General features: G+C 73.3%; 24 protein-coding genes. 9 read left to right on the top strand and 15 right to left on the bottom strand.

Going from position 1 to position 24,914, the window contains the following annotated elements; all coding sequences use genetic code 11:
• Nucleotides 1-7: 7 nt before the first annotated feature.
• On the top strand, nucleotides 8-895 hold the full coding sequence (gene pucL, locus PV410_RS01055) for a factor-independent urate hydroxylase (protein ID WP_500321667.1): 888 nt from the start codon (nucleotides 8-10) through the stop codon (nucleotides 893-895).
• 11 nt (nucleotides 896-906) lie between these two features.
• Nucleotides 907-2,292: an 8-oxoguanine deaminase gene (locus tag PV410_RS01050; protein WP_500321666.1), complete on the top strand. Its 1,386-nt coding sequence runs from the start codon at nucleotides 907-909 to the stop codon at nucleotides 2,290-2,292.
• A gap of 134 nt (nucleotides 2,293-2,426) precedes the next feature.
• On the opposite strand, the gene PV410_RS01045 is transcribed toward PV410_RS01050, so the two are convergent.
• Both PV410_RS01045 and PV410_RS01040 read right to left on the bottom strand, forming a co-directional pair.
• Nucleotides 2,427-3,416, bottom strand: coding sequence for a hypothetical protein (locus PV410_RS01045; protein WP_500321665.1), 990 nt, complete (start codon nucleotides 3,414-3,416; stop codon nucleotides 2,427-2,429).
• Between the two features lie 104 nt (nucleotides 3,417-3,520).
• Nucleotides 3,521-4,612 (bottom strand): PP2C family protein-serine/threonine phosphatase, encoded by a 1,092-nt coding sequence (locus PV410_RS01040; protein ID WP_500321664.1) that lies wholly within the window; start codon nucleotides 4,610-4,612, stop codon nucleotides 3,521-3,523.
• A gap of 187 nt (nucleotides 4,613-4,799) precedes the next feature.
• Between PV410_RS01040 and PV410_RS01035 the strand changes: the two genes are divergently transcribed.
• The gene (locus PV410_RS01035) at nucleotides 4,800-5,120 is read left to right on the top strand and encodes a nuclear transport factor 2 family protein (protein ID WP_500321663.1); all 321 of its coding nucleotides are present in this window, start codon (nucleotides 4,800-4,802) and stop codon (nucleotides 5,118-5,120) included.
• Between the two features lie 18 nt (nucleotides 5,121-5,138).
• On the opposite strand, the gene PV410_RS01030 is transcribed toward PV410_RS01035, so the two are convergent.
• The 4 genes from PV410_RS01030 to PV410_RS01015 form a co-directional block, all read right to left on the bottom strand.
• Nucleotides 5,139-5,744: a class I SAM-dependent methyltransferase gene (locus PV410_RS01030; RefSeq protein WP_500321662.1), complete on the bottom strand. Its 606-nt coding sequence runs from the start codon at nucleotides 5,742-5,744 to the stop codon at nucleotides 5,139-5,141.
• The gene (locus tag PV410_RS01025) at nucleotides 5,734-6,006 is read right to left on the bottom strand and encodes a hypothetical protein (RefSeq protein ID WP_500321661.1); all 273 of its coding nucleotides are present in this window, start codon (nucleotides 6,004-6,006) and stop codon (nucleotides 5,734-5,736) included. Before PV410_RS01025 ends, PV410_RS01030 begins: the two co-directional genes overlap by 11 nt.
• A gap of 121 nt (nucleotides 6,007-6,127) precedes the next feature.
• Nucleotides 6,128-7,750 carry a malate synthase A gene (gene aceB, locus PV410_RS01020; protein WP_500321660.1) on the bottom strand — a complete coding sequence of 541 codons (1,623 nt, stop codon included), beginning with the start codon at nucleotides 7,748-7,750 and terminating at the stop codon, nucleotides 6,128-6,130.
• Between the two features lie 172 nt (nucleotides 7,751-7,922).
• A complete protein-coding gene (locus tag PV410_RS01015; protein WP_500321659.1) occupies nucleotides 7,923-8,567 on the bottom strand; it encodes a nucleotidyltransferase family protein in 645 nt (214 codons plus the stop codon).
• Between the two features lie 44 nt (nucleotides 8,568-8,611).
• On the opposite strand from PV410_RS01015, the gene PV410_RS01010 reads away from it, so the two are divergent.
• Nucleotides 8,612-9,265, top strand: a complete 654-nt coding sequence (locus PV410_RS01010) for a histidine phosphatase family protein (protein ID WP_500321658.1) — start codon at nucleotides 8,612-8,614, stop codon at nucleotides 9,263-9,265.
• 175 nt (nucleotides 9,266-9,440) lie between these two features.
• Nucleotides 9,441-9,749, top strand: coding sequence for a DUF5955 family protein (locus PV410_RS01005; RefSeq protein ID WP_500321657.1), 309 nt, complete (start codon nucleotides 9,441-9,443; stop codon nucleotides 9,747-9,749).
• A 22-nt stretch (nucleotides 9,750-9,771) separates the two neighbouring features.
• On the opposite strand, the gene PV410_RS01000 is transcribed toward PV410_RS01005, so the two are convergent.
• A complete protein-coding gene (locus PV410_RS01000; RefSeq protein WP_500321656.1) occupies nucleotides 9,772-10,653 on the bottom strand; it encodes an LLM class F420-dependent oxidoreductase in 882 nt (293 codons plus the stop codon).
• A 392-nt stretch (nucleotides 10,654-11,045) separates the two neighbouring features.
• The gene (locus PV410_RS00995; RefSeq protein WP_500321655.1) at nucleotides 11,046-11,810 is read right to left on the bottom strand and encodes an IclR family transcriptional regulator; all 765 of its coding nucleotides are present in this window, start codon (nucleotides 11,808-11,810) and stop codon (nucleotides 11,046-11,048) included.
• Nucleotides 11,811-12,068: 258 nt separating this feature from the next.
• Here PV410_RS00995 and allB point away from each other — a divergent pair, with 258 nt between their 5' ends.
• Both allB and alc read left to right on the top strand, forming a co-directional pair.
• The gene (gene allB, locus PV410_RS00990; RefSeq protein WP_500321654.1) at nucleotides 12,069-13,430 is read left to right on the top strand and encodes an allantoinase AllB; all 1,362 of its coding nucleotides are present in this window, start codon (nucleotides 12,069-12,071) and stop codon (nucleotides 13,428-13,430) included.
• Complete coding sequence (gene alc / locus PV410_RS00985) at nucleotides 13,427-14,536, top strand: allantoicase (protein ID WP_500321653.1); 1,110 nt, start codon at nucleotides 13,427-13,429, stop codon at nucleotides 14,534-14,536. Before allB ends, alc begins: the two co-directional genes overlap by 4 nt.
• Before the next feature lie 6 nt (nucleotides 14,537-14,542).
• Here the strand turns inward: alc and PV410_RS00980 are convergent, their stop codons facing one another.
• The 6 genes from PV410_RS00980 to PV410_RS00955 form a co-directional block, all read right to left on the bottom strand.
• Entirely contained in the window at nucleotides 14,543-15,130 is a 588-nt protein-coding gene (locus tag PV410_RS00980; protein WP_500321652.1) for an Imm21 family immunity protein, read from the bottom strand.
• A 122-nt stretch (nucleotides 15,131-15,252) separates the two neighbouring features.
• Complete coding sequence (locus PV410_RS00975; RefSeq protein WP_500321651.1) at nucleotides 15,253-17,208, bottom strand: RICIN domain-containing protein; 1,956 nt, start codon at nucleotides 17,206-17,208, stop codon at nucleotides 15,253-15,255.
• 45 nt (nucleotides 17,209-17,253) lie between these two features.
• Entirely contained in the window at nucleotides 17,254-18,612 is a 1,359-nt protein-coding gene (locus PV410_RS00970) for a GH1 family beta-glucosidase (RefSeq protein ID WP_500321650.1), read from the bottom strand.
• Between the two features lie 41 nt (nucleotides 18,613-18,653).
• Nucleotides 18,654-19,514: a carbohydrate ABC transporter permease gene (locus PV410_RS00965; protein ID WP_499514741.1), complete on the bottom strand. Its 861-nt coding sequence runs from the start codon at nucleotides 19,512-19,514 to the stop codon at nucleotides 18,654-18,656.
• A complete protein-coding gene (locus PV410_RS00960; protein WP_499516975.1) occupies nucleotides 19,507-20,517 on the bottom strand; it encodes a carbohydrate ABC transporter permease in 1,011 nt (336 codons plus the stop codon). Before PV410_RS00960 ends, PV410_RS00965 begins: the two co-directional genes overlap by 8 nt.
• Nucleotides 20,518-20,531: 14 nt before the next feature.
• Nucleotides 20,532-21,848: an ABC transporter substrate-binding protein gene (locus PV410_RS00955; protein WP_500321649.1), complete on the bottom strand. Its 1,317-nt coding sequence runs from the start codon at nucleotides 21,846-21,848 to the stop codon at nucleotides 20,532-20,534.
• Nucleotides 21,849-21,987: 139 nt separating this feature from the next.
• On the opposite strand from PV410_RS00955, the gene PV410_RS00950 reads away from it, so the two are divergent.
• Both PV410_RS00950 and PV410_RS00945 read left to right on the top strand, forming a co-directional pair.
• Nucleotides 21,988-23,259, top strand: coding sequence for an ROK family transcriptional regulator (locus PV410_RS00950; RefSeq protein WP_500321648.1), 1,272 nt, complete (start codon nucleotides 21,988-21,990; stop codon nucleotides 23,257-23,259).
• A 34-nt stretch (nucleotides 23,260-23,293) separates the two neighbouring features.
• Nucleotides 23,294-24,109: an AIM24 family protein gene (locus PV410_RS00945; RefSeq protein ID WP_500321647.1), complete on the top strand. Its 816-nt coding sequence runs from the start codon at nucleotides 23,294-23,296 to the stop codon at nucleotides 24,107-24,109.
• Nucleotides 24,110-24,213: 104 nt separating this feature from the next.
• Here the strand turns inward: PV410_RS00945 and PV410_RS00940 are convergent, their stop codons facing one another.
• The gene (locus tag PV410_RS00940; RefSeq protein WP_500321646.1) at nucleotides 24,214-24,816 is read right to left on the bottom strand and encodes a TetR/AcrR family transcriptional regulator; all 603 of its coding nucleotides are present in this window, start codon (nucleotides 24,814-24,816) and stop codon (nucleotides 24,214-24,216) included.
• Between the last annotated feature and the right edge of the window lie 98 nt (nucleotides 24,817-24,914).

Genomic DNA, 24,914 nt, shown 5'->3' with positions numbered 1-24,914 from the left:
CACCGACATGTCGCCCACCCGACTCGGCCAGAACCAGTACGGCAAGGCGGAGACCCGCGTCGTCCGCGTCACCCGCGACGGCGGGACCCACCACGTCAGGGACCTCAACGTCTCGGTCGCCCTCTCCGGCGCCATGGACGACGTCCACTACTCCGGCAGCAACGCCGCCGTACTGCCCACCGACACCACCAAGAACACCGTCTTCGCCTTCGCCAAGCAGTACGGCATCGACTCCCCCGAGCAGTTCGGCATCCATCTCGCCCGGCACTTCGTCACGAGCCAGGGGTCCATCGAGCGGGCCAGGATCCGCATCGAGGAGTACGCCTGGGAGCGGATCACGCAGGAGCACTCCTTCGTCCGCGGCGGCCGGGAGACCCGCACCACCGAGGTCACCTTCGACGGCGGGCGGTGGCAGGTCGTCTCCGGACTGAAGGACCTCGTGGTCATGAACACCACCGACTCCGAGTTCTGGGGCTTCGTCAAGGACCGCTACACCACGCTGCCGGAGACCCGTGACCGCGTCCTCGCCACCGAGGTCAGCGCCCGCTGGCGGTTCGGCTGGACCCGCGACGAGGACCCCGCCCCGCCCTGGGAGGAGTCCTGGGCCGAGGTCCGCCGCCACCTCCTCGACGCCTTCGCAGGCACCTACTCGCTCTCCCTGCAGCAGACGCTGTACGCGATGGGCGACCGGGTCGTCGAGCACCGCCCCGAGATCGACGAGGTGCGGCTCTCGCTCCCCAACAAGCACCACTTCCTCGTCGACCTCGAGCCGTTCGGCCTGAAGAACGACACCCCCGACAGCGCGGTGTACTTCGCGGCCGACCGCCCCTACGGCCTCATCGAGGGCACGGTCCTGCGCGCCGGCACCGAGCCCCGCATCCCGGTGACGGACTGAGAGGCCCCGCCATGACCGCCGCAGCAGAGCGCATCGTCATCGAGAACTGCGCCGTCGCCACCGTCGACGCGCACGGCACGGAACACCCGGCCGGCCACGTCGTCGTCGCCGGCAACCGCATCGAGTCCGTCGGCGCGGGCCCCGCCCCCGCCGCACTCGACGGCGTCGTACGGAGGGTGGACGGCACCGGTCACCTGCTCACCCCCGGCCTGGTCAACACCCACCACCACTTCTACCAGTGGCTCACCCGGGGCCTGGCCACCGACCACAACCTCTTCGACTGGCTCGTCGCCCTCTACCCCGTCTGGGCCCGCATCGACGAGCGGATGACCCACGCGGCCGCCCAGGGCTCCCTGGCGATGATGGCCCGCGGCGGGGTCACCACCGCCATGGACCACCACTACGTCTTCCCGCGCGGCACCGGCGACCTGTCCGGCTCCATCATCCGGGCCGCCTCGGACATGGGCGTGCGCTTCACCCTCGCCCGCGGCTCGATGGACCGCGGCGAGTCCGACGGCGGCCTGCCCCCGGACTTCGCCGTCGAGAGCCTCGACGAGGCGCTCGTCGCCACCGAGGAGACGATCGACCGGCACCACGACGCCTCCCCCGACGCCATGACGCAGATCGCCGTCGCGCCGTGCTCGCCGTTCTCGGTCTCCACCGAACTGCTGCGCCAGGGCGCCGGACTCGCCCGGCGCAAGGGCGTGCGGCTGCACACCCACGGCAGCGAGACGGTGGAGGAGGAGCAGTTCTGCAAGGAGCTGTTCGGCATGGGGCCGACGGACTACTTCGAGTCCACCGGCTGGCTCGGCGAGGACGTGTGGATGGCGCACTGCGTCCACATGGGCGACTCGGACATCGCCGCCTTCGCCCGCACGCGGACCGGTGTCGCCCACTGCCCCTCCTCCAACGCACGCCTGGCCGCCGGCATCGCCCGCGTCCCCGACATGCTCGCCGCCGGCGTCCCGGTCGGCCTCGGCGTGGACGGCACCGCGTCCAACGAATCGGGCGAGCTGCACACCGAGCTGCGCAACGCGCTGCTCATCAACCGCCTCGGCGCCCACCGCGAGGCCGCACTGACCGCCCGTCAGGCACTGCGGCTGGGCACGTACGGCGGCGCCCAGGTACTCGGCCGGGCCGCGGAGATCGGTTCCCTGGAGCCGGGCAAGCTCGCCGACCTCGTCCTGTGGCGGATGGACACCCTCGCCCACTCCTCGATCGCCGACCCGGTCACCGCGCTGGTCCTCGGAGCGGCGGCCCCCGTCACCCTCTCCCTGGTGAACGGCCGGCCGGTGGTGGAGGACGGCCGGCTCGTCACCGCCGACGAGCAGGCCATCGCGCGCGCCACCCGTGACGAGGCCCGGCGGCTCGCGCGGATCGCGGGCCTGGCGGGATGACCGCCGCGGTCCTGCGCTGACCCCGGCCGGGGGAGGGACGGCCCCCCGGCCGGTGCCGGGCCCCGCCCTGCCCGGGCGGGGCCCGGCGTTCGGCGTTGCCCCGGCCGCCTGCGCCCGGGCCGCTTGTGCCCGGTCTAGCGGGCCGCGGGGCCGCGGCCCTGGGAGCGGCCCTGGGCCTCGCGCCGGACGGCGCCGCCGCGGGCGACGGTGTAGAGGTCCGTCGGCACCGGCCAGCCCTTCTGCCCGGCGTGGTCGCCGTTGAGCCTGCGGGCCCACTTGCTGTAGTCGGTCTCCAGACCGTTCCCGGTGATGCGGATGCCGGGCGGCACCATCCGGGCGGCGCCCGAGGCCGGCTCGGCCACGGTGTGCCGCAGGGTGACGAACAGGGCCTGGTTGGCGGGGTGGTCGGGTCCGGCGTCCAGGTGCAGGGCGACGACCTCCCGGCGCACCGGCAGCCAGAGCCGCAGCGCGGCCCGGGCCGACCGGGGAAGCGTGAACTCCTGCCGGGTCGCGGCGGTCCGGCCGGGCAGGTTCACGGTGAGCCGGATGCGGGACTCCTGCCCGGACAGGTCGGTGACGTCGGCGGCCACCAGGCCCTCGCGGGGCACCGCCGTCGCCCACAACACCTCCAGCGCCGCCAGCAGCCGCAGCCGGTACGGCTCGCGGCGCGGCTCCACGGGGGTGCTCAGCGCCCGGCGCAGCACGATGTGCCCGGTGAAGTCCAGGGGCTCCTTGGTGTGCTTGGACCACGGGCGCATCCCGCGGGCCTGCCACCCGAACGGGGGGCGCCCGGCCGCCCGGTTGAGGTCGGCGATGCCGTCCATGATGTCGCGCTGGCTCGCCGGGGTGAGCTCCCTGCCGACCTGCCCGGCCCGGGTGCGGTACAGGCCTGCCGCGATGCGGCCGAGCACGGTCTCCGGCCGGCCGGGGTGGCCGAGGACTGCGTCGTCGAACAGGTCGTCGAGGCTGCGCAGCGCCTGCGACGGTACGTCGGCGGCCGCCCGTTCCAGCACGGCGGTGGCCTTTCTCAGCCGTTCCTCCCGGGAACGGGACGTGGCGATGTGCGGGTCGGCCAGGGCACGTTCCAGGACGGCGCGGAGCTGGCGGAGGGCGGGCGCGTTCACGGCAGCAGGGTAGGGGCCGACGCTGACAGACGGGTGGAGAAAAGTAATGCGAGGGTCGAGAACACCGCGCGCCGCGGGCGCCCCAGGCCATGGAGCCGGGCGGTTCAGTCCCGGCAGACCGCCAGGAGCGCCATGTCGTCGCTGCGGGGGCCGCCGGTGTGCGCGTGGACGTCGTCCAGGAGGGCGTCGAGCAGTTCGGCGGGGCCGGTGAACGGCACCCCGGCCAGCCGGGTGACGGGGTCGTAGAAGGTGCCGTCGGCGTCGCGCGCCTCGGTCACGCCGTCGGTGTGCATCAGCAGGGCCGAGCCGGGCGGGAAGGGGACCGTGTCGGCCTCGTCGGTCACGTCGCCGAGGCCCATGCCCAGGGGCAGGGCGTGACCGGCGGGTTCGGCGTAGCGCACGGTGCCGTCGTGCAGGACCAGCGGGGGCGGGTGGCCGCGGTTGACCAGGCGCAGTGCGGTGCCGCCGGGCGGGAACTCGGCGAGGACGGCGGTGGCGAACCACTCCAGGCGGTCCATGCCCTCGCGGCGTTCGGCCTCGCGCCACAGCGCCCGGTCCATCCGTGTCGCCACCCCGGCGAGGGTGGGTTCCTCGTCGGCGGCCATGCGGAACGCGCCGAGCACCACGGTGGCCGCCTCCACGGCCGCCATGCCCTTGCCGCGCACGTCGCCCATGATGCAGCGCAGCCCGTAGGGCGTTTCCTGGACGGCGTAGAGGTCGCCGCCGATCTCCGCCTCGGCCTCCGCGGTCTCGTAGCGGGCGGCGATGCGGTACGGCCCGACGCGCCGCGGTGGTTCGGGCAGCACGGCCCGTTGCACGGCGGCGGCGACGCTGCGTGCGGAGCGCAGCCGGACGTCCCGGATGTGGAGCAGGCGGTTGATGAACACGGCGACGACGGCGACCGCGCTGATCGACAGCAGTTCGCTGATGCCGCCGGGGCCGCTGATGTAGCCGAAGTGGCTGAGGATGCCCGCGTCGGCGGCGACGGCGCCGAGCCCGACCAGCACGGTGCCGGTCAGGGACATCAGGGGGGCCGCGAGCATGGGGGCCACGGAGTAGAAGGCGGTGGCGCTGAACTGGGCGGGGGTCAGGTAGTCGACCAGGAAGCCGCCGACGAGCAGCACGACGGGGAGCAGCCGGACGTACCGCAGTACGTCGCGTCCTTCGTCGGTGAGGTCCTCGCCCCCACTCGCCACGCGTGTGCTCCTGCCGTCGCTCTCGGGTCGCCGGACTGGGTCCAAGGGTCCCCGTGGTCCCGTCGCCGGGCCAGCCATGGCGGTCCCCGCGGGTGAACGGCGGGGTGGCCGCCGGGCTCCGGGTAGCGCGCCGCGGCCGCTCGGGCGAGGCTGGGGGCACGACCCGTGAGCACAGGGAGCAGCAGCGATGATCCGCACCGACGCCCTCAACGAGCCGGCCGTCCGCGCCTTCGTCTCGGCGGTGAACGCCGGGGACCGCGAGGCCTTCGCGGCCGCGCTCGCCGAGAACGCGACGATGTCCGACGACGGCTCCGACCGCAATCTGAAGGAGTGGGCGGACCGCGAGATCTTCGAGTCCCACGGTCACATGGACGTGCAGTCCCAGGACTCGGCGGGGCTCACCCTGATCGCCGACTACCGCAACGACGCGTGGGGCGAGATGCGTACCAAGTGGCGCTTCACCGTGGACGACGGCAAGGTCAGCCGTTTCGACACCGGCCAGGCCTGAGCGGGCCGGCCGGACGGTTCAGCCGCCCGTCCCTTCGCGGTACGCCAGCAGGTAGCGCCAGAACAGCAGGCGTTGGATGCGGCTGCCCGGCAGCAGTTGTGCCGCTTCGGTGCGGATCTGCGGCAGGGGTGTGCCCGGTGGGTGTACGGGTGCCCGGACCGGTTGCGGGTGGTGGCCGCGGATCCGGTCGGCGGTGGCGACGGCGAGCCGGGCGGCGGCGTTGACGGGGACGGCGGCCAGGCTGACCGCCCAGTCGGCGGGGGTGCGCTCGGGGTAGCAGCCCAGGACGAGCAGGGTCCCGCCGGGGGCGAGCGCGGCGCGCAGCGCGGTGACCGTGTCGAACGGTACGTGGTGCAGGCTGGCCAGGCAGGTGATGAGGTCGTAGTGGGCCGTGGGGAGGTCCACGCGGGTGATGTCGGCGACGCGGAAGGTGACCCCGGGCGCGGTCCCGGCCGCGGCCACGGCTTCCGGGGAGGCGTCGATCGCGTCGACCCGCAGTCCGCGGGCGGCCAGGCGGCGGGCGAAGCGGCCGGTGCCGCATCCGACGTCCAGGGCGGTGAGGGCGCCGGGCGGGACCTTGCGCAGGAGCAGCCGGTGGTAGTGGTCGTTGTGGTCAAAGGGCATGTGGCGTGCCCCTCCAGGCCATGCGGTCGGGGAAGAGTTCGGCCGTGCCCTTGGCGACGGCGCGCAGCGGGACGCCGGCCTTGGCCGCGTACCGCGTCGTCATGTCGAGGCGGCCGGAGTCGGCCGTCGCTGCGGCCGGTTCGCTGCCCTCGGCGGCCCCGAGGCTGAGCATGGGGTACGGGCCGGGGATGGGCCCGTCCGCCTCGACGTCCACCGGGATGTGCAGGCTGGGCCGCACGGCGCGCGGTCGTGGTGCTGGCATGCCGACGATCATGCCAGCGCCCCCTGGCCCGGTGCGTGTGCTTTCCCGGGACGGCCGGCACGTGCGGCGGGGGTGACGCGCGGGGCCCCGACGGGTGCGGCCGGGGTCCCGCGCGGGAGGGTCAGTCGAGCAGTTCGTACGCGGGCAGGGTGAGGAAGTCGACGTAGGTCTCGTCGAGCGCCGTCTTCAGCAGCAGGTCGTGGGCCTGCTGCCAGCGGCCCGCGGCGAAGGCCTGTTCGCCGATGTCCTCGCGGATGGCGGCGAGTTCCCGGCCGGCCAGGGAGCGTACGAGGTCGGCGGTCGCCTTCTCGCCGTTGTCGGCGAAGACGACGCCCGCGTTGACCCACTGCCAGATCTGGGAGCGGGAGATCTCGGCGGTGGCGGCGTCCTCCATGAGGTTGAAGATGGCGACGGCGCCCATGCCCCGCAGCCATGCCTCGATGTAGCGGGTGCCGACCTGGACGGCGTTGCGCAGTCCCTCGTAGGTGGGCTTCGCCTCCAGGGAGTCGACGGCCAGCAGGTCGGCGGCGGTGACGTGGACGTCCTCGCGCAGCCGGTCCTTCTGGTTCGGCCGGTCGCCGAGGACGGCGTCGAAACAGGCGCGGGCGATCGGCACCAGGTCGGGGTGGGCGACCCAGGAGCCGTCGAAGCCGTCGTGGGCCTCGCGGTCCTTGTCGGCCTTGACCTTCTCGAAGGCGACCGCGTTGACCTCGGCGTCGCGCCGGGAGGGGATGAAGGCGGCCATGCCGCCGATGGCGTGGGCGCCGCGCTTGTGGCAGGTGCGGACCAGTAGTTCGGTGTAGGCGCGCATGAAGGGCGCGGTCATCGTCACGGCGTTGCGGTCGGGCAGGACGAAGCGCTCGCCGGCGTCGCGGAAGTTCTTGACGATGGAGAACAGGTAGTCCCAGCGGCCCGCGTTGAGGCCGGAGGCGTGGTCGCGCAGCTCGTGGAGGATCTCGTCCATCTCGAAGGCCGCGGTGATCGTCTCGATGAGGACGGTGGCGCGGATGGTGCCCTGTGCGATGCCCAGGTGGTCCTGGGCGAAGACGAACACGTCGTTCCACAGGCGGGCTTCGAGGTGGGACTCGGTCTTGGGGAGGTAGAAGTAGGGGCCCTTGCCCTTGGCGAGCAGGCGCCGTGCGTTGTGGAAGAAGTACAGGCCGAAGTCGACGAGGGCGCCGGGGACGGGCTCGCCGTCGACGGTCAGGTGGCGCTCGTCGAGGTGCCAGCCGCGGGGGCGGGTGACGACGGTGGCGAGTTCCGTATCGTCCCGCAGGGCGTAGGTCTTGCCCTCGGGGGAGGTGAAGTCGATGCGGCGTTCGTAGGCGTCGATGAGGTTGACCTGGCCCCCGATGACGTTCTCCCAGGTGGGGGCGGAGGCGTCCTCGAAGTCGGCGAGCCAGATCCGCGCGCCGGAGTTGAGGGCGTTGATGGTCATCTTGCGGTCGGTGGGGCCGGTGATCTCCACCCGGCGGTCGTCGAGCGCGGCGGGGGCGTCGGCGACGCGCCAGTCGCCCTCGCGGATGTGGGCGGTCTCCGGGAGGAAGTCCAGGGTGCCGGTGCGGGCGATCTCGGCGCGGCGGTCCTTGCGCTTGGCGAGGAGTTCGGCGCGGCGGGGCGCGAACCGGTGGTGCAGTTCGGCGAGGAAGGCGAGCGCCGCGTCGGTGAGCACCTCCTCCGCGCGCTCGACGGGGGGTGCGGTGTCGGCGACGACGGCGTGCGGTGCGGTCCCTGGTGCGGACATGAACCTGACTCTCCTCTTGCCGATGAGGGGTGCCGTGCGGCCGGGGGAGCCGGGCGGCCACCGCGCTCCGGCCCTGGCACGGGGTGCCGGACGGGGCGGTTTTCGGCTGCGAGGCGCGCCGACCGTACGGGCGCTTCTGCTGGGTGGAGCATAGTTTTTGCATGGTGGAAGTTCAACGTTTTGTGGCACCCGGTGCAGGGGGCTCCGGCGGGTGCGCCAGCAGCCACAGGTCGTCGGGGGTGTCGATGTCGGCGGGGACCGCGACGTCCCCGCACTCGACGCGTGCGATCGCCTCCTCGTGCCGCCTCAGGTAGGAGCGTGCCCCCTGGTCCCCGGCCGCACTCGCGGCGATCGCCGCCCAGTGGGCCGCGCCCAGCAGGATCGGGTGGCCCCGCCTGCCGCCGTACGTGGCGCAGGCGAGGGTGCGCGGCGAGGCGTAGGCGGCCACCACCCGGGCCACCGCCGCGGCGCCGATCCCGGGCTGGTCCACCAGTGCCACGACCACGGCCGGCGCGCCGGTGCCCGCCAGTGCCTCCAGGCCGGCGCGCAGCGAGGAGCCCATGCCCTGCTCCCAGTGCGGGTTCACGGTGACGGCGTAGTCGTCCAGGGCGGCCTGTCGGCGCACCTGCGCGGCGGCCGCGCCCAGCACGATGTGCACCGGGTCGCAGCCGCCGGCGCGCAGGGCCCGCGCCGCGTGCTCGACCAGCGGCCGGCCGTCGTACTCCAGCAGTGCTTTCGGGCAGCCGCCCAGCCGCCTGCCCCCGCCGGCCGCCAGCAGCAGCCCGGCGATGGCGCCCGTGCCCGCGTCGCGTTCCATGCCCCCTGGATACCGTGGACGGGGAGCGGGGGAAAGGACCGGCCATGACGCGCTGGATCATCGCCGTACGTCACGGCGAGAGCGAGGCGAACGCGGCCTTCGCCCGCGGCAGGTCCCTGGACGGGGTCAGGGACGCCGACGTGGCGCTGACCGCGCTCGGGCGGGAGCAGTCGGCCCGGCTCGGCCGCGACCTGCTGGCCCTGCCGGGCGCCGAGGCGCCCGGCCGCGTGCGCTGCTCACCCTTCGAGCGGGCCCGGCAGACCCTGCGCGCCGTCGAGGAGGCCGGTACGGCCGCGGGCCGCGAACGCCCGCCCGTCACCTACGACGAACGCCTCCGGGACCGCGGCATGGGCCTGCTGGAACTGCTCACCCCGCAGGGGGTCCGCGAGCGCTTCCCCGAGGAGGCGCGGCGGCGCGAGCGCGAGGGCGAGGCGGCCTACCGCCCGCCGGGCGGGGAGTCGCCGCGGGACGTCGAGGCCCGCGTCGGGGACTTCCTTGCGGACGCCGTCGCCCGTCCGGGGCCGCCCCTGCTGCTCGTCACGCACGACGCGGTGGTGCTGGCGCTGCGCCGGCTGCTCGGGCCCCCGCCGCCGGGTGACGCGCGCGTGGTCAACGCCTCGATGGCCCGGTGGCGGCGTGACGGCGCGGGGCACTGGGAACTCGTTGACTGGAACCGAACCGCGGCCCCCGGACGTTAATGTCGGCAAGTCGTCACGTGAGGCAGGAAGTTACGGCGGATTTCGCTCTCCGTATAGCGGGGGAAGCGCTCCGTCGCGTTTACTGTCCTCCCCGATACGGCGGACCGGATGGGGCCGGCCGTCCATGGGAATCACCGGGGGCCTACCTGTGGGGGACGTATCTGTGGTGAAGGACATGGCCGCCCGCGCGGCGGTCGACGACGAGGGGACCCTCGATCCGAGGGTGACCGCCCTGCGGGCCGCGGTCGCCCGGTGTCGCCGTGAACTCGCCGGGTACCGCGCCAACTTACCGGACCGGCACATCGCCGAGGACGAGCTCTCCGCGCTGGCCGCCGCCGCGACCGCCGGCGTCCCGGACGTCCTGCGGCTGCGTCGCGGCCTGCTCGTGATCGCCGGGGCGCTCGGCTCCGTCAGCGCCCTGGCCGGTGCCCTCACCGAGGTCCGGCGGGCGATCGAGCTGTTCGGCACCCCGCGTCCCGAGTGACGCGGGGTGCCCGCGGGGCCGGTCAGCCGAGCTCGGCCAGCCGGGGGACGGCCGGCGCGCAGTGGCTGTCGATCCAGCCGGCCGGTTCGGCGTCCGGCGGGACCACGATGACCGTGTCGATGCCGAGTTCGGCGTAACCGGCCATCTCGGCGACGAAGGCGTCGGTGTCGCCGGCGCGGAGGGAGTCGCCGACGAAGAGCATGGTCTTGCGGATCCGCGCGTAGTCGCGTCCGGCCTCGTCGCAGTGCGCGCGCAGCACGTCCAGCTTGTGCGCGACGTCGGCGGTCGAGGAGGCGAAGAGGTTGCAGGCGTCCGCGTACCGGGCGACCAGGCGGAGCGTCTTCCGCTCGCCGCCGCCCCCGATCATGATCTCGGGGCGGGGGGTGCTCACCGGGGGCGGCGTGCAGCGGGTCTCGGCCAGTGAGTAGTGCGTGCCCTTGAAGGGGCCGTCGTCGTCCTGGTCCCACATCTGCAGGCAGATCCGCAGCGTCTCCTCCAGCCGCTCGAAGCGCTCCGCGAGCGGCGGGAAGGGCACGCCCAGGCCCAGGTGCTCACGCTCGTACCAGGCCGCGCCGAGGCCCAGGGTCGCCCGGCCGCCCGACAGTACGTCGAGGGTGGTCGCGATCTTCGCCAGCAGGCCGGGATGGCGGTAGGTGATCCCCGTGACGAGGACGCCCAGCCGTACGGAGGAGGTGCGGGCGGCGAGGAAGCCCAGCGTCGTGTAGGCCTCCAGCATCGCCGCCTCGGCGCCCCCGTTGTTCTCCATCTGGAAGTAGTGGTCCATCACCGACAGCCAGCCCGCGCCGGCCGACTCGGCGGCCTCGCCGGCCGCCGCGAGCGCGGGCGCGAGCCCGGCGGGTCCCTGGGGATGGTCGAATTTCGTGAGGTGCAGGCCCAGTTGCATGGTTCTCCCCGTCCGGGGTCGTGGTCGCTACGGTAGGACCGTAGGCCTTGGAGTGCGCTCGAGGTCAAGCCGCCGTGGGACCGCCGTGAGGTGCCCCGAGCCGCCCTGGGCGGGCCCTCGCACCGGTTCCGCGCCGGCCGGGCCGGCGCATCCGCGTCGGCTCGACGTCGCGCGCGAGGGCCTGGGCGAGCGGCATCCGCAGCGCGAGCGCGATGGGTGCGACCCCGATGGCCGCGACGCCGGCCCCGCCGCTCGGCGGCACCGTGTCCGGCGGCGCGGCCTCACGCGGTGCCGGCGGCGCCCCGGCGCGAGCACCAGGAGGGCGGCCAACGCGGGCACCGTCACCGCCCGCACGGCACCGGACCCGAGGGGTGGAATCGTGACGCCCCGCCTTAGGCGGCGCCGTTGCTGGCCAGCGCGGACGACAGTTGCCGTGCCACACCGTGCAGCACCGGCACGATCTTCTCCGTGGCCGCCTCGGTCAACCGTCCGGCGGGTCCGGAGATGGAGATGGCGGCGGCCGTGGGGGAGTCGGGGACGGTGACCGCCAGGCAGCGGACCCCGACCTCCTGCTCGTTGTCGTCCACGGCGTAGCCCTGGCCGCGGATGTGCTCCAGTTCCGCGAGGAAGGCGTCCGGGTCGACGATGGTCCGCTCGGTGGCCGCCGGCATCCCGGTGCGGGCCAGCAGGGCACGTACCTCCTCCGGCGGGACGTGCGCCAGCAGGGCCTTGCCGACGCCGGTGGAGTGCGGCAGGACGCGCCGTCCGACCTCGGTGAACATCCGCATCGAGTGCCGCGAGGGGACCTGGGCGACGTAGACGACCTCGTCCCCGTCCAGGAGCGCCATGTTGGCGGTCTCGCCGGTCGCCTCGACCAGTTCCGCCAGGTAGGGGCGGGCCCAGGTGCCCAGGAGGCGGGCCGAGCTCTCGCCGAGGCGGATCAGCCGGGGTCCCAGCGCGTAGCGGCGGTTGGGCTGCTGGCGCACGTAGCCGCAGTCGACCAGGGTGCGCATCAGACGGTGGATCGTGGGCAGGGGCAGCCCGCTGCTCGCGGACAGTTCGCTGAGGCCCACCTCCCCGCCCGCGTCGGCCATCCGCTCCAGCAGGTCGAAGGCGCGTTCGAGGGACTGCACGCCCCCGGCGCGGTCTGACGCCACGTTTCCTCCCCAGGCGGACGGTGTAGTGGTGCAGCCTACCGACCCTGACCAGGCATGCGATCGCCGTTCGGGGCGGTCGTGGGCGCGGCGGTGGCCGGTGGGCGTGGAAAACGCATTCCATTGGGTGGAATTCTCCAACTGTACTGCCGGAGCCTCCCGTGGTGCCCGGGCAGGGGTTGACGCGGGCTCGCGCGCGAGCGGAGGATGCATTTCAACAGAACGTTGAATTTCTGTGGGACGCCGGTGGAAGGGGAACGCGTGTCCGAGGCCGCTGACGGGATCGAACTGGTGCTGCGTTCACCACGGGTGGTCACACCGCAGGGCGAGCGCCCCGCCGACGTGGCCGTCGCCGGCGGCCGGATCGCCGCCGTCCTGCCGTACGGGACCGAGCCCCCTCCCGGCGCCCGCCTGGTCGACCTCGGCGCGGACGCCCTGCTCCCCGGCCTGGTCGACACCCACGTGCACGTCAACGACCCCGGCCGCACCGAGTGGGAGGGCTTCGAGACCGCCACCCGGGCCGCCGCCGCCGGCGGCGTCACGACGCTGGTCGACATGCCGCTCAACAGCGTCCCCCCGACCACCACCACCGCCCACCTGGAGGTCAAGCGCGCGACCGCCCGCGGCCGGATCCACACCGACGTCGGCTTCTGGGGCGGCGCCGTCCCCGGCAACACCAAGGACCTGCGCCCGCTCCACGACGCCGGGGTCTTCGGCTTCAAGTGCTTTCTGCTGCCCTCCGGCGTCGAGGAGTTCCCGCAGCTCGCCCCGGCCGAACTGGAGGAGGCGATGCGCGAGATCGCCCGCTTCGACGGGCTGCTGATCGTCCACGCCGAGGACCCCCGGCTCATCGACGGCGCCCCGCAGCCCTCCGGGCCCGCGTACGCCGGCTTCCTCGCCTCCCGCCCCCGCGCCGCCGAGAACGCCGCCGTCGAGTCGCTGATCGCCCTCGCCCGCCGCCTGGACTGCCGGGTGCACGTCCTGCACCTGTCCTCCGCCGAGGCCCTGCCCCTGATCGCCGCCGCCCGCCGCGACGGCGTACGCCTGACGGCCGAGACCTGCCCGCACTACCTGACGCTCACCGCCGAGGAGGTCCCGGACGGCGCGACCCAGTTCAAGTGCTGCCCGCCGATCCGCGAGGCGGGCAACCGGGAGGCCCTGTGGCAGGGCCTGCTCGACGGCACCCTCGACTGCGTCGTCTCCGACCACTCGCCCTCCACCGTCGACCTCAAGCACCTCGACACCGGCGACTTCGGCGCCGCCTGGGGCGGGATCTCCTCCCTCCAGCTCGGCCTGCCCGCGATCTGGACCGAGGCCCGCCGGCGTGGCGCCACGCTCGCCGACGTGGTCCGCTGGATGGCGCGGGGCCCGGCGCGCCTGGCCGGACTCACCACCAAGGGCGCCGTCGCGCCCGGCCACGACGCCGACTTCGCCGTCCTGGCGCCCGACGAGAGCTTCACCGTGGACCCGTCGGCGCTGCACCACCGCAACCGGGTCACCGCCTACGCGGGCCGCACCCTCCAGGGGGTCGTACGGAGCACCTGGCTGCGCGGCGAGCGGATCGCCGACCACGGCACCCCGGCCCACCCCTCCGGCCGCCTCATCACAAGGGAGAACGCGTGACCGCCACACCCCGGTACACCGGCGCCGCCCAGCCGTACCCCGGAGGGGACCCCTACGCCGACTACCGCGGCGCCGACCTGCCCTTCACGGGCCTCGTCGACCTCGCCGACCGGCGCCTGGGCGCCGGGGTGATCGCCGCCAACGACGAGTTCTTCGCCGAGCGGGAGAACCTGCTCGTCCCCGGACGCCCCGAGTTCCGCGCCGAGCACTTCGGCCACAAGGGCCAGGTCATGGACGGCTGGGAGACCCGCCGCCGCCGCGGCACCGACGCCGCCGACCCGCACCCCGCCGACGCCGACCACGACTGGGCACTGATCCGCCTGGCCGCCCCCGGGGTCGTGCGCGGCCTGGTCGTGGACACCGCCCACTTCCGCGGCAACCACCCCCAGCAGATCGCCGTCGAGGCCACCTGCGCGCCCCTGGCCGCCGCGCCCGCGGACCTCCTCGCCGACGGCGTGCGGTGGACGGAACTCGTGCCCCGCACGGCCGTCGGCGGCCACGCCGCCAACGGCTTCGAGGTGGCCGTGGAGCGCCGCTTCACCCACCTGCGGCTCAAGCAGTTCCCCGACGGCGGCATCGCCCGGCTCCGCGTCCACGGCGAGATCGTCCCCGACCCGGCGTGGCTGACCGCGCTCGGCACCTTCGACCTGGTCGCGCTGGAGAACGGCGGCACCGCCGAGGACGTCTCCGACCGCTTCTACTCCTCCCCGCTCAACCCGATCCTGCCGGGCACGTCCCGCCGCATGGGCGACGGCTGGGAGACCCGCCGCCGCCGCGACAAGGGCCACGACTGGGCGCGCTACCGCCTCGCCGGGCAGGGCGTCGTCCGCGCCGCCGAGATCGACACCGGCTACTACAAGGGCAACGCCCCCGGCTGGGCCGCCCTGCTCGGCCGCGACGGCGAGGACGGCGAGTGGTTCGAGATCCTGCCCCGCACCCCCCTGCAGCCCGACACCGTCCACCGCTTCCTGGTCGACGTCCCGCCCGCCACCCACGTACGCCTGGAGACCTACCCCGACGGCGGCATCGCCCGGCTGCGCCTGTGGGGCTCGCTGACCGACGCGGGCGCCGACCGCCTCACCCGGCGGTGGGACACCCTGGCCTGACGGGCTTCACGAGGCGGCGGGCACGAGCCGCACCAGACCGAGCGAGGTGCGGTCGCCGGCCCTCGTCTGGAAGGCGCGTACCGCCCAGTGCCCGGGAGGCAGCGGGACGGGGGCCTGTTCGGGCCTGCCTCCGCCGGGGTATTCCACGCCCAGCAGGCCCCCCGCCTCGGCGGAGTCCATGAGCACCGCGGGCCCGTCGGTCCGCCACGTCCCGGACGCCTCCCACTCGACGGCGGGATCGGCGAGAACCGCCTCGGCCGCCGCGACCAGTTCGGCCTCGGAGTCGGCGCCGCCCCAGCGCAGGAAGGCCCGGTGCGCCGGGAGGTAGCACGTCCTGGCGGGCATGTCCCCGAGGACCAGCCCCTGTCCGCCGTCACGGCCGACGGGGATCACCCCCGCGAGGTCGTCCACGGCGCAGGCCCGGTCGTAGTCGTCGGGGACGTCCCCGTCACCGACGACCATCCCCTGCTCCGTGCAGCCGCCCCAGGCGGACAGGGCGGAGACGGGAACGACGATCAGCGGGCCGCCCATCGACTCCACCCACGCGGGGGCAGGCCGGGGCGCCGCGGAGACGTCGGGCGTGAAGGCGTCCATGGCGTGAGTATGGCGCGCGGCGCCGACAGTGCGCCCCCTCCGGGGCCCCGGTGCCCCGGAGGGGGCGCTGGTGCCGCGCGGCACCGGCGTCTGCCTCGTACGCCGGCGCCGCGCGGGGTCGGTCAGCCCGCCGGTGTCAGCCGGAAGGACTGCGCGGCGGTGCCGTTGCAGGTGTACTGCTGCAGCAGGGCGCCGTCGGCCGTCGAGGCCGCCGTGACGTCCAGGCACTTGCCGCTGTGCCGGGCCGTGAGGACGTACGACCCGTCCGCCTGGAGCACCGGCTTCCACTGCTGGTTGGCGCCCGAGGACCACTGCCAGGTCTGCACCGGCACGGAGTCAGCCGTCGCCGACGCCCCGCCGGTGACGTCCCAGACCTGCTCGGTGGCGGTCGCGTTGCGGTTCGCCACCCGGTAGTAGCCGCCGTCGGTCGGGCGGAACTGCCACTGCTGGTTGGCCTGCCCGGCGACGCAGCTCCACTGCTGCACCGCGGTGCCGTTGGCGGTGCCCCGGTCCTTGGCGTCCACGCACTTGCCGGAGCCGGCGCCGGCCACCTGGTACCAGGCGGAGGTGCTGATGCCGTCCCCGTCGCCGCCCCCGCCGCCGGTCGGCGCACCGGACCAGGTGAACGTGGTCGTGGCGCGGGCGGGCAGGCTGTACGAGAAGTGCTGCCCGGCCTCGCGGACCGTGACCTGCTGGGCGGACGACGAGGAGTTGTGGGTGACCAGCACCCGCTGCCCGTCGGTGTTGACGAAGGCCGTGTTCCACACCGGGTCGGTGGCGTTGCTGCCGATCCGCACCGCGCCCGCGCGGGCGAACTTCGTCAGCTGGCCCATCGTGTAGTACTCGACGGTGTAGTCGACCTGCCCGCTGCGCGCGTCGCCGTTGTGCACCGTGATCAGGCCGGTGCAGGTGCCGCAGCCGCCCGCGTGCGGGCCCATCGCCTGGTCCAGTGCCAGCGACCACTTCACGTAGGAGCGGGCCCAGTTGCGGGTGAAGCCGGTGATGTCGCGCAGGTCCTCCAGCTGCTGGTCGGTGACCCAGGTGCCGCCGGAGTGCTCGGTCTCGTACTGTGCCACGCCCGGGTACTGGCTCTGGACGGTGCTGCCCAGCGCGTAGTTCGGCGGGGTGGGCGCGTAGCCGTGCCAGGCGACACCGCCGAAGAGCGGGTCGCCGCGCAGGGCGGCGTCGGCGAGCTGGCCGGCGCCGGTGGTGTTCCAGTCGCCGTGGTTCCAGTCGTGGATCAGCGCCTTGGTGGTGATCCCGGCCGAACGGAACGCCGGGAAGAGGTGGTTCTTGGTGAAGTCCAGCAGCGTGGCCGCCGTCCACTCCATCGTGGGGTAGCCGCTGTTCGCGCCGCAGCACTGCGGCTCGTTCTGCACCGAGACGTAGTCGACGTGGACGCCGCGCTGCTCGTACGCCTGCAGGTACTTCACGAAGTACTGCGCGTAGGTGTCGTAGAACTCCGGCTTCAGCTTGCCCATCTGGGTCAGCTTGCCGTTGTCCTTCATCCACGCCGGCGCCGACCACGGCACTGCCATGATCTTCAGTGCCGGGTTGAGCTGCCGCGCCTGCTGGGTCAGCGGCAGGACGTCGGCCAGGTCCCGGGAGATGGAGAAGTCCGACAGGTCGCAGCAGGTGTCGTCGTACGTGTAGTGGCTGCGCGCGATGTCGGACGCGCCCATCGGGTTGCGCAGGAAGCCCAGGCCGATGCCCTCCGTGGGGGAGAACAGCTTGCGCATGGTGGCGTCACGGGTGGCCGCCGGCAGGGCGCCGGAGGAGTTCATCAGCCAGGCGGCGCTGTCGGTGAAGGACGCCCCGCCGCCCTCGAAGGGCTGGTAGCGGGCGGCGGGGTCCACCGTGATGACCGTGCCGCCGCTGCCGCTGCCCGCCTCGAAGGCGGCCGGGGTCTGCGCCTGCAGGCCCTTGACGACGGTCCTGCCGTCGGAGGTGATGGTCATGGTGACCTGGACGGCCGTGGCGGCGGCCGCTCCCGGTCCGGCGAGCACCAACCCGGCTAACGCCGCGGCGACCGCCGCGAGCACGGCGACCAGGCGTCTGACGTGGGAGGAGTGTGGCATCGCGGATCTCCTGTGTGGGGGGTGGAGACGGGATGGCGAGGGAGGTCAGGCCGCGCTGCGGGCGCGGCGCCGGTGGGCGGCGATGATGTCGGCGTAGCGGCGGCCGCTGCCCTTCACGGTCCGGCGCTGGGTCTCGTAGTCGACGTGGACGAGGCCGAAGCGCTTGGCGTAGCCGTACGCCCACTCGAAGTTGTCCAGCAGCGACCAGGCGAAGTAGCCGGCGAGCGGGGCGCCGCCGCGCACGGCACGGGCGCAGGCCGCCAGGTGCTCCTCCAGGTAGGCGGTGCGCTCGGGGTCGTGGACCTGGCCGTCGGGGCCGACGTGGTCCTCGTACGCCGAGCCGTTCTCGGTGACGTAGATCTTGCGGGCGCCGTACTCCTCGGTCAGCCGCAGCAGCAGCCGCTCCAGACCGCCGGCGTGCACCTCCCAGTCCATCGCGGTGCGGCGGACGTCCGGGACGCGTACGGCACGGGTGTGGGGGACCGGCCCCGACGGGTCGTCGGCAACGATGTCACGGAAGTAGTAGTTGAGGCCCAGCCAGTCCAGCGGCGCGGCGATGGTCTCCATGTCGCCCGTCTGCACGGGCAGTTCCACCCCGTACAGCTCCAGCATGTCCTGCGGGTAGCCGCGGCCGTGGATCGGGTCCAGCCACCAGCGGTTGGTGTGGCCGTCGGAGCGCAGCGCCGCGGCGACGTCCTCGGGGCGGTCGGAGGCCGGCTCGCAGGGGCTGAGGTTGTTGACGATGCCGATCTGCGCGTGCGGGACCGCGGCGCGCAGCGCCTGCACCGCCAGGCCGTGGCCCAGGTGCAGGTGGTACGAGGCGCGGACGGCGGCCGTCAGGTCGGTGAGGCCGGGGGCCATCACGCCCTGCAGGTGGCCGATCCAGGCCGAGCACAGCGGCTCGTTGAGCGTCGCCCAGTGGGTGACCCGGTCCCCGAGCCGCTCGGCCACCACGGCCGCGTAGTCGGCGAAGCGCAGCGCGGTCTCGCGCTCCGGCCAGCCGCCGCGGTCCTGCTGTGCCTGCGGCAGGTCCCAGTGGTACAGGGTGGGGAAGGGGGTGATGCCCGCCTCCAGCAGGCCGTCGACCAGCCGGTCGTAGAAGGCCAGGCCGGCGGGGTTGACCGGCCCGCCGCCCTGCGGCATCACACGCGGCCAGGCGAGGGAGAAGCGGTACGCGTCCAGACCGAGCCGGCCCATCAGGCCGATGTCCTCCGGCACGCGGTGGTAGTGGTCGCAGGCGACGTCACCGGTGTCGCCGTTCGCGACCTTCCCCGGCGTTCGGGAGAAGGTGTCCCAGATGGATGGTGCACGGCCGTCCTCGGCCACGGCTCCTTCGATCTGGTAAGCGGCCGTCGCGGCGCCCCACACGAATCCGTCGGGGAGGGCGCTGAGGTCGAGGGTCACGGACTGCCTTTCGTTCGGGGGACGCTGAGGGGCGGTGGGGCTCACTTGACGGCGCCGGCGGTCAGCCCGGCGACGAGGTAGCGCTGCAGGAGCAGGAACCCGGCGACCACGGGCACGCTCACCACGAGCGAGGCGGCCATGACCTGGTTCCAGTACACGTCGGTCTGGGTGGCGTAGCCCTGCAGGCCGACGGCGAGCGTGCGGGTGGTGTCGTTGGTCATGACGGAGGCGAAGAGGACCTCGCCCCAGGCCGTCATGAAGGCGTACACGCAGACCGCGACGATGCCGGGCACGGCGGCCGGGACGACCACCCGGAACAGCGCGCCCAGCGGCCCGCAGCCGTCGACCATGGCGGCCTCGTCCAGGTCCCGGGGGATCGAGTCGAAGTAGCCCGCCAGCATCCAGATGGAGAAGGGGAGCGAGAAGGTGAGGTAGGTCAGGATCAGGCCGCCGCGGCTGCCGTACAGGGCGATGCCCGTCGCGTTCCCGAGGTTGACGAAGATCAGGAAGAGCGGCAGCAGGAAGAGGATGCCGGGGAACATCTGGGTGGACAGGATCGTCACCGAGAAGAAGCGGCGCCCCTTGAAGTCGTAGCGGCTCACCGCGTACGCCGCGAAGATCGCCACCGCGACCGAGCACAGCGTCGCCCCGCCCGCCACGAGCAGCGAGTTCACGAAGTACCGGGCGAGCGGCACGGTGTGCCAGATGTCGGCGTACGGGCGCAGGGTGAAGCCGCTGGGGAACCAGCGGAACGGGCCCTGCACGTCCTGCAGCGGCTTCAGCGACGAGACGACCATGACGAACACCGGCGCCAGCGCGAAGGCCGTCAGCACGGTCAGCACGATCCGGCGGGTCCACACGAAGGAGCGCGGCGCGGCCATGGGGCTGCGGACGTCAGGCATCCTTCCTCCTCAGGGAGGTCGCGAGCAGGTAGAGCACCGTCACGACGAGCAGGAACAGCAGCAGGAGCACGGACATCGCCGAGCCGGAGCCGAAGTTCCAGGTCACGAAGGACGACTGGTAGATGTGGATCGAGATCAGGTCCGCGGCGTCCGGCGCCGCCCGCCCGAACAGCACGTAGGGCGTGTTGAAGTCGTTGAACGTCCACAGGAACAGCACCAGCACCAGCACCTGGTTGACCGGGCGCAGCGACGGCAGGGTGATCCTGCGGATCTGCTGCCAGATCCCGGCGCCGTCCATCGCCGCCGCCTCGTACAGCTCGCGCGGGATGTTCTGCAGACCGGCCATCAGGCACAGGAAGGCAAACGGCCACTGCCGCCACACCGACACCGTCACCAGCGCGTAGAAGCTGTTGTCGCCGATCAGCCAGAAGGGCCGGCCGTCGGTGAGGTGCAGCTGGTCGTGGATGACGTGGTTGATCATGCCGGTGTCCCGCTGGAACATGAACGACCAGGTGATCACCGCCGCGTAGACCGGCAGCGCGTACGGCACCAGGAAGACCGCGCGCAGCAGTCCCCGGCCGCGGAAGGCGTCCTGCATGAGGATCGCGGCGGCGGTGCCGAACAGCCAGGACAGTCCGACCGCCAGCACCGTGAACTCGCAGGTGACGAGGAACGACTTGAGCAGGTCCTCGCCGACCGGGGCGTTGAAGTCCACCGCCACGCGGTAGTTGTCCAGGCCCTTCCAGGGGGCGGCGGACCAGTCGCTGATGAAGAACTGCGTGAGCTCCTTGAAGCTCATCACGACGCCGACGACCATCGGCACCAGGTGGATCAGCAGTTCCAGCGCGAGGGCCGGCAGCAGCAGGACGTACGGGAGCGACGCGCGCCGCAGCCGCGCCGGAAGGCGCAGCCGCGACAGCGGGGCCCTCCCCCCGGCGGCCCGCCGGCCGCCGGGGGAAGGCGTCTTGGAGCTGTGCCGGACGGGCGGCACGGTGGCGGTCATCGGTTCCTTCACGCTCACGACGCCGGCATCTGCTGCTGGGCCTTTTCGAGGGCGGCCTTGACGCTCTCGGTGGTGACCGGCTTGCCGGCGGCGGCGTCGGCGAACAGGTCCTTCATCGCGGTGCCGACGGCGGTCTCGAACTGGCTCTCGTTGGCGACCTGCGGCAGCGGCGCCGCGCTGTTGGCGAGCGCGTCCGCGAGGACCTTCAGGTCCGGGGTGGCGAAGGCCGGGTCGGACTGGGCGGCCTTGACCGGCGGGAGCGAGCCGTAGGTGCCGTTGAGGAGCTTCTGCTCGTCGTCGCTGGTCATGAACTTCACGAACTTCAGCGCGCCGTCGACGTTGTCGGTCTTCTTGAAGACGGCCAGGTTGATGCCCGCGACCATCGAGTTCACGGCGGTGTCGCCGGAGGCGCCCGCGGCCTGGAACGGCACCTGGGCGACGCCGTAGTCCTCGGGCTTCATGCCGTGGGACTTCAGCGAGGAGCCGGCGGCCTGCCACAGCAGCATGGCGGCCTTGCCGGTGGCGAAGTCGGCGACGGACTGGTTGGCGGCGTACTCGGCGTTGCCGGGGGCCGCGATCTTGTCCTTGGCGATGAAGTCGATGTACTGCTTGACGGCCGCGACCGCCTCGGGGGTGGTGAACGTCGGCTTGCCCGAGGCGTCGAAGAAGTCGGCGCCGTGCTGCTTGCCGAAGACGAAGGCGTGGTGGACGTTCTCGGAGAGGTTGCCGCCCTCGACGGCGAGGCCGTACTTGCCGCCCTTGGTGAGCTTCTTGCCGTCGGCGACGAGCTCGTCCCAGGTGGCGGGCGGGTTGGCTATGCCCGCGTCGGCGAACATCTTCTTGTTGTAGTACAGGCCGTACGCCAGCGAGTACAGCGGGACCGCGGCCGGGTCCTTGCCCTCGGCGCCCGTCGCGCCCAGGGCCGAGGAGACGAAGCGGTCCTTGCCGCCGATGGCGTCGAAGGCCTTGGCGTCGAAGGGGCGCAGCGCGCCGGTGGCCTGCAGCGAGGCGGACCAGGTGTTGCCGATGTTGAGCACGTCGGGGCCCTGGCCGGAGGTGGCCGCGGCGAGGATCCGGTTCAGCAGGTCGGACCACGGGATGACCTCGAGCTTGACCTTGATCCCGGTCTGCTTCTCGAACTTCTTGAGCTCGGGCGTCAGGGTCGCCTTGTCCGCCTCGAGGCTGGCGCCCTGGTTGCTGGCCCAGTAGGTGAGCTCCTTGGGGCTGCCGTTGCCGCTGCCGTCGGTCGAGGAGCCGCCGCCGCACGCGGTGGCGGAGGCGATGAGCGCGGCCGCGAGCGTCACGGCGGCCGTGGTACGGGTGATGTGCATGACCGGGGATCCCTCTCCAGGGTGGGTGCCTTCGGGAAGTGAAGAACGTCACGCCTTAATTCAAGGCGTGATTTAACGTCTGAGAAAACCTGGCGTCAAGACTTGGCGCAGCGATAGATTCAGCCGGGGAGGGAGCACCATGGCAGACCGAGGCAAGCGGACCGTACGCGACCTGCGGCGGGGCAACCGTTCGGCGCTCTTGCGTCACCTGTACTTCGAAGGACCCCTCAGCCGTCAGGAGTTGGCCAGGGACACCGGCCTGAGCACAGGTTCCATCAGCAACGTCGTGGCCGAGCTCATCGCCGACGGCGTCGTCGAGGAGGCCGGCTCCGTCGAGTCCGACGGCGGACGCCCCCGCGTGATGCTCAAGGTCGCCCCCCGCCACGGCTTCCTCATCGGCGTCGACGTCGGCGAGACCCGGGTCCGCGTCACCCTCTTCGACCTCGCCCTCACCGAACTCTCCTCCACCGACCGCCCGCTGGCCGACAGCGGTCACGACGTCGCCCTGGTCGTCCAGCTCATCCTCGACGGCCTGTCCGTCGTCCTGGAGGACAGCCGCGTCGATCCCGCCCTCGTGCTCGGCGTGGGCATCGGCGTGCCCGGCATCGTCGAGCAGGGCACCGGCGGCGCGGGCGCGGTCGTGCACGGCCAGACCATCGACTGGGACGCCGTCCCCCTCGGCGCGCTGCTCGCCGAGGGCACCGCCCTGCCGCTCCACATCGACAACGGCGCCAAGACCCTCGGCCAGGCCGAGATGTGGTTCGGCGCCGGGCGTGGCGCCCGCAACGCCGTGATCGCGCTGCTCGGCTCCGGGGTCGGCGCCTGCGTGGTCGCCGACGGCAAGCCGTACCGCGGCGCCAGCAGCAGCGCGGGGGAGTGGGGCCACACCACCCTCCAGGTCGGCGGGCGGCGCTGCCGCTGCGGCGCCCGCGGCTGCCTGGAAGCCTACGTCGGCGCCGAGGCGCTCATCGAACGCTGGGACGCGCCCACCGGGGTGAGCGAGGAGGCCGCGATCGCCGCCCTCCTCGACGCCGCCGAGGCCGATGACGCGGCGGCCGTCGCGCTGCTCGACGAGACCGCCGAGTACCTCGGTGCGGGCATCGCCGACCTCGTCAACCTCTTCAACCCCGAGCGCATCGTGCTGTCCGGCTGGACCGGCCTGATGATCGGCCCACGGCTGCTCGACGCGGTCCGCGAGGCCACCGCCGCCTACGCGCTGCACCACCCCTGCGCGCAGACCTCCATCGAGCTGGGCCGGCTCGGGACGGACGCGGTGACGGTCGGCGCCGCCACCCTGCCGCTCGCCCGCTTCCTCGACGCCGGCGGCCGCCCGCCCGCCCCCGCCGCACGCCCGGAGGAGCAAGCGGAACCGAATCGTCCGGGTCGTTCGTTGTCGGGTACATCCGTCTGAACGAGGACGTCCCGAGACCACCCGGAGCACCGCAGTGACCCTGAAGCAGCAGATCGTCGGCAACGCCATGCAGATGGCCGTGTGCACCCTCCAGCCCGGCCAGACCGTCTACTGCGAGGCGGGGAAGTTCCTGTTCAAGACCGCGAACGTGAGCATGGACACCCGCCTGGCCGGTCCCGGCGCCCAGCGCGAGGCCCAGGGCGGCGCGGCGGGCGGCGGCATGGGCGGCATGCTCCGCCAGGCGATGGGCACGGCGATGCAGGTCGGCCAGCGGATGCTGGCGGGCGAGAGCATCGCCTTCCAGTACTTCACCGCGAGCGGCGGCGAGGGCACCGTCGGCTTCGCGGGCGTCCTGCCCGGGGAGATGCGCGCCCTGGAACTGGACGGGTCGCGCGCCTGGTACGCGGAGAAGGACGCCTTCGTGGCCGCCGAATCGACCGTCGACTTCGGCATCGCCTTCCAGGGCGGCCGCACCGGCACCAGCGGCGGCGAGGGCTTCGTCCTGGAGAAGTTCACCGGCCGCGGAACGGTGATCATCGCGGGCGCGGGCAACTTCATCGACCTCAACCCCGCCGACTTCGGCGGCCGCATCGAGGTCGACACCGGCTGCATCGTCGCCTTCGAGGACGGGGTCCGCTACGGCGTGCAGCGCATCGGCGGGCTCAACCGGCAGGGGATCATGAACGCCGTCTTCGGCGGCGAGGGGCTGTCGCTGGCGACCCTGGAGGGCAACGGGCGCGTCATCCTGCAGTCCATGACCATCGAGGGCCTGGCCAACGCGCTCAAGAAGGCCCAGGGCGGCGACAAGCAGGGCCCCACCGGCGGCCTCTTCTCCACCCACGCCGGCTGACGCCGTCCCGCGGGCTCACGTGCGAGGCGTGCGCGCGGCAGCGGCGGGACGCAGGCCGGGGCGCGGGCCGAGCGTCGGGTGCCTGAGGGCGTGGCAGGCCCCCCTCACGCCACCCCGGCGGCCTCCAGCACGCGCCGCACCGCCCGGTCCAGCGAGGCCCGCACCGCATCCGCGTCACCGAGCGCGGCGGTCATCACGGCGCCGTCGCGCAGCATCATCAGCGTCGCCGCGTCCTCGGCGGGCTCGGGGGCGCCCGCCTCCGCGAGCAGCCGGGCGACCAGCTCCCGCAGCCAGTCCCGGTGGGCCACGATCGCGCGCGAGACGGGGTCGGCCGGGTCCGGGTACTCCGCGGCCGCGTTGAGGAAGGGGCAGCCGCGGAAGCCCGGTGAGCAGAGCTGGTCGCCGAGCGCTCCGGCGACCCCCGCCAGGGCCTCCCGTGCGGCCAGGCCCTCCAGCGCGGCCTCGGTGAAGGTACGGATCTGCTCGTCGGTGGCCTGGATGTAGCTCAGGACGAGCTGCTCCTTTCCCAGGAAGTGCCGGTAGAGCGTCGCCCTGGTGGTGGACGCCTCCGTGACGATCCGGTCCATGCCCACCGCGTGGATCCCCTCGGCGTAGAACAGCCGGGCCGCGGTGGCCAGGATGCGGTCACGCGGCGGCGCGTCAGCGGCGGCGTACGTGACCAGGGGAACGGCGGGAGGGGCACTCATGTCCTTGACGGTAGCGGACGGCACCGCGTAGCGTCCCCGCAAGAAAGAACGTTCTGTATCGTCACTCCTCGACGACCTGAGCCCGCCCCCTGTGAGAG

The sequence above is a fragment of the Streptomyces sp. PA03-5A genome (assembly GCF_033792725.1).
Taxonomy (GTDB): domain Bacteria; phylum Actinomycetota; class Actinomycetes; order Streptomycetales; family Streptomycetaceae; genus Actinacidiphila.
This window is presented reverse-complemented; position numbering and strand designations above follow the sequence as displayed.

Coding starts and splice junctions, on each gene's coding strand:
- PV410_RS00965 (WP_499514741.1), bottom strand. CDS start 19,514: ATGCCTGACGTCCGCAGCCCCATGGCCGCGCCGCGCTCCTTCGTGTGG.
- PV410_RS01050 (WP_500321666.1), top strand. CDS start 907: ATGACCGCCGCAGCAGAGCGCATCGTCATCGAGAACTGCGCCGTCGCC.
- PV410_RS00980 (WP_500321652.1), bottom strand. CDS start 15,130: ATGGACGCCTTCACGCCCGACGTCTCCGCGGCGCCCCGGCCTGCCCCC.
- PV410_RS00950 (WP_500321648.1), top strand. CDS start 21,988: ATGGCAGACCGAGGCAAGCGGACCGTACGCGACCTGCGGCGGGGCAAC.
- PV410_RS01015 (WP_500321659.1), bottom strand. CDS start 8,567: ATGGAACGCGACGCGGGCACGGGCGCCATCGCCGGGCTGCTGCTGGCG.
- PV410_RS01025 (WP_500321661.1), bottom strand. CDS start 6,006: ATGCCAGCACCACGACCGCGCGCCGTGCGGCCCAGCCTGCACATCCCG.
- PV410_RS00975 (WP_500321651.1), bottom strand. CDS start 17,208: ATGCCACACTCCTCCCACGTCAGACGCCTGGTCGCCGTGCTCGCGGCG.
- aceB (WP_500321660.1), bottom strand. CDS start 7,750: ATGTCCGCACCAGGGACCGCACCGCACGCCGTCGTCGCCGACACCGCA.
- PV410_RS01010 (WP_500321658.1), top strand. CDS start 8,612: ATGACGCGCTGGATCATCGCCGTACGTCACGGCGAGAGCGAGGCGAAC.
- PV410_RS00940 (WP_500321646.1), bottom strand. CDS start 24,816: ATGAGTGCCCCTCCCGCCGTTCCCCTGGTCACGTACGCCGCCGCTGAC.
- PV410_RS01005 (WP_500321657.1), top strand. CDS start 9,441: ATGGCCGCCCGCGCGGCGGTCGACGACGAGGGGACCCTCGATCCGAGG.
- PV410_RS01030 (WP_500321662.1), bottom strand. CDS start 5,744: ATGCCCTTTGACCACAACGACCACTACCACCGGCTGCTCCTGCGCAAG.
- PV410_RS01000 (WP_500321656.1), bottom strand. CDS start 10,653: ATGCAACTGGGCCTGCACCTCACGAAATTCGACCATCCCCAGGGACCC.
- PV410_RS01035 (WP_500321663.1), top strand. CDS start 4,800: ATGATCCGCACCGACGCCCTCAACGAGCCGGCCGTCCGCGCCTTCGTC.
- pucL (WP_500321667.1), top strand. CDS start 8: ATGTCGCCCACCCGACTCGGCCAGAACCAGTACGGCAAGGCGGAGACC.
- PV410_RS00955 (WP_500321649.1), bottom strand. CDS start 21,848: ATGCACATCACCCGTACCACGGCCGCCGTGACGCTCGCGGCCGCGCTC.
- PV410_RS00960 (WP_499516975.1), bottom strand. CDS start 20,517: ATGACCGCCACCGTGCCGCCCGTCCGGCACAGCTCCAAGACGCCTTCC.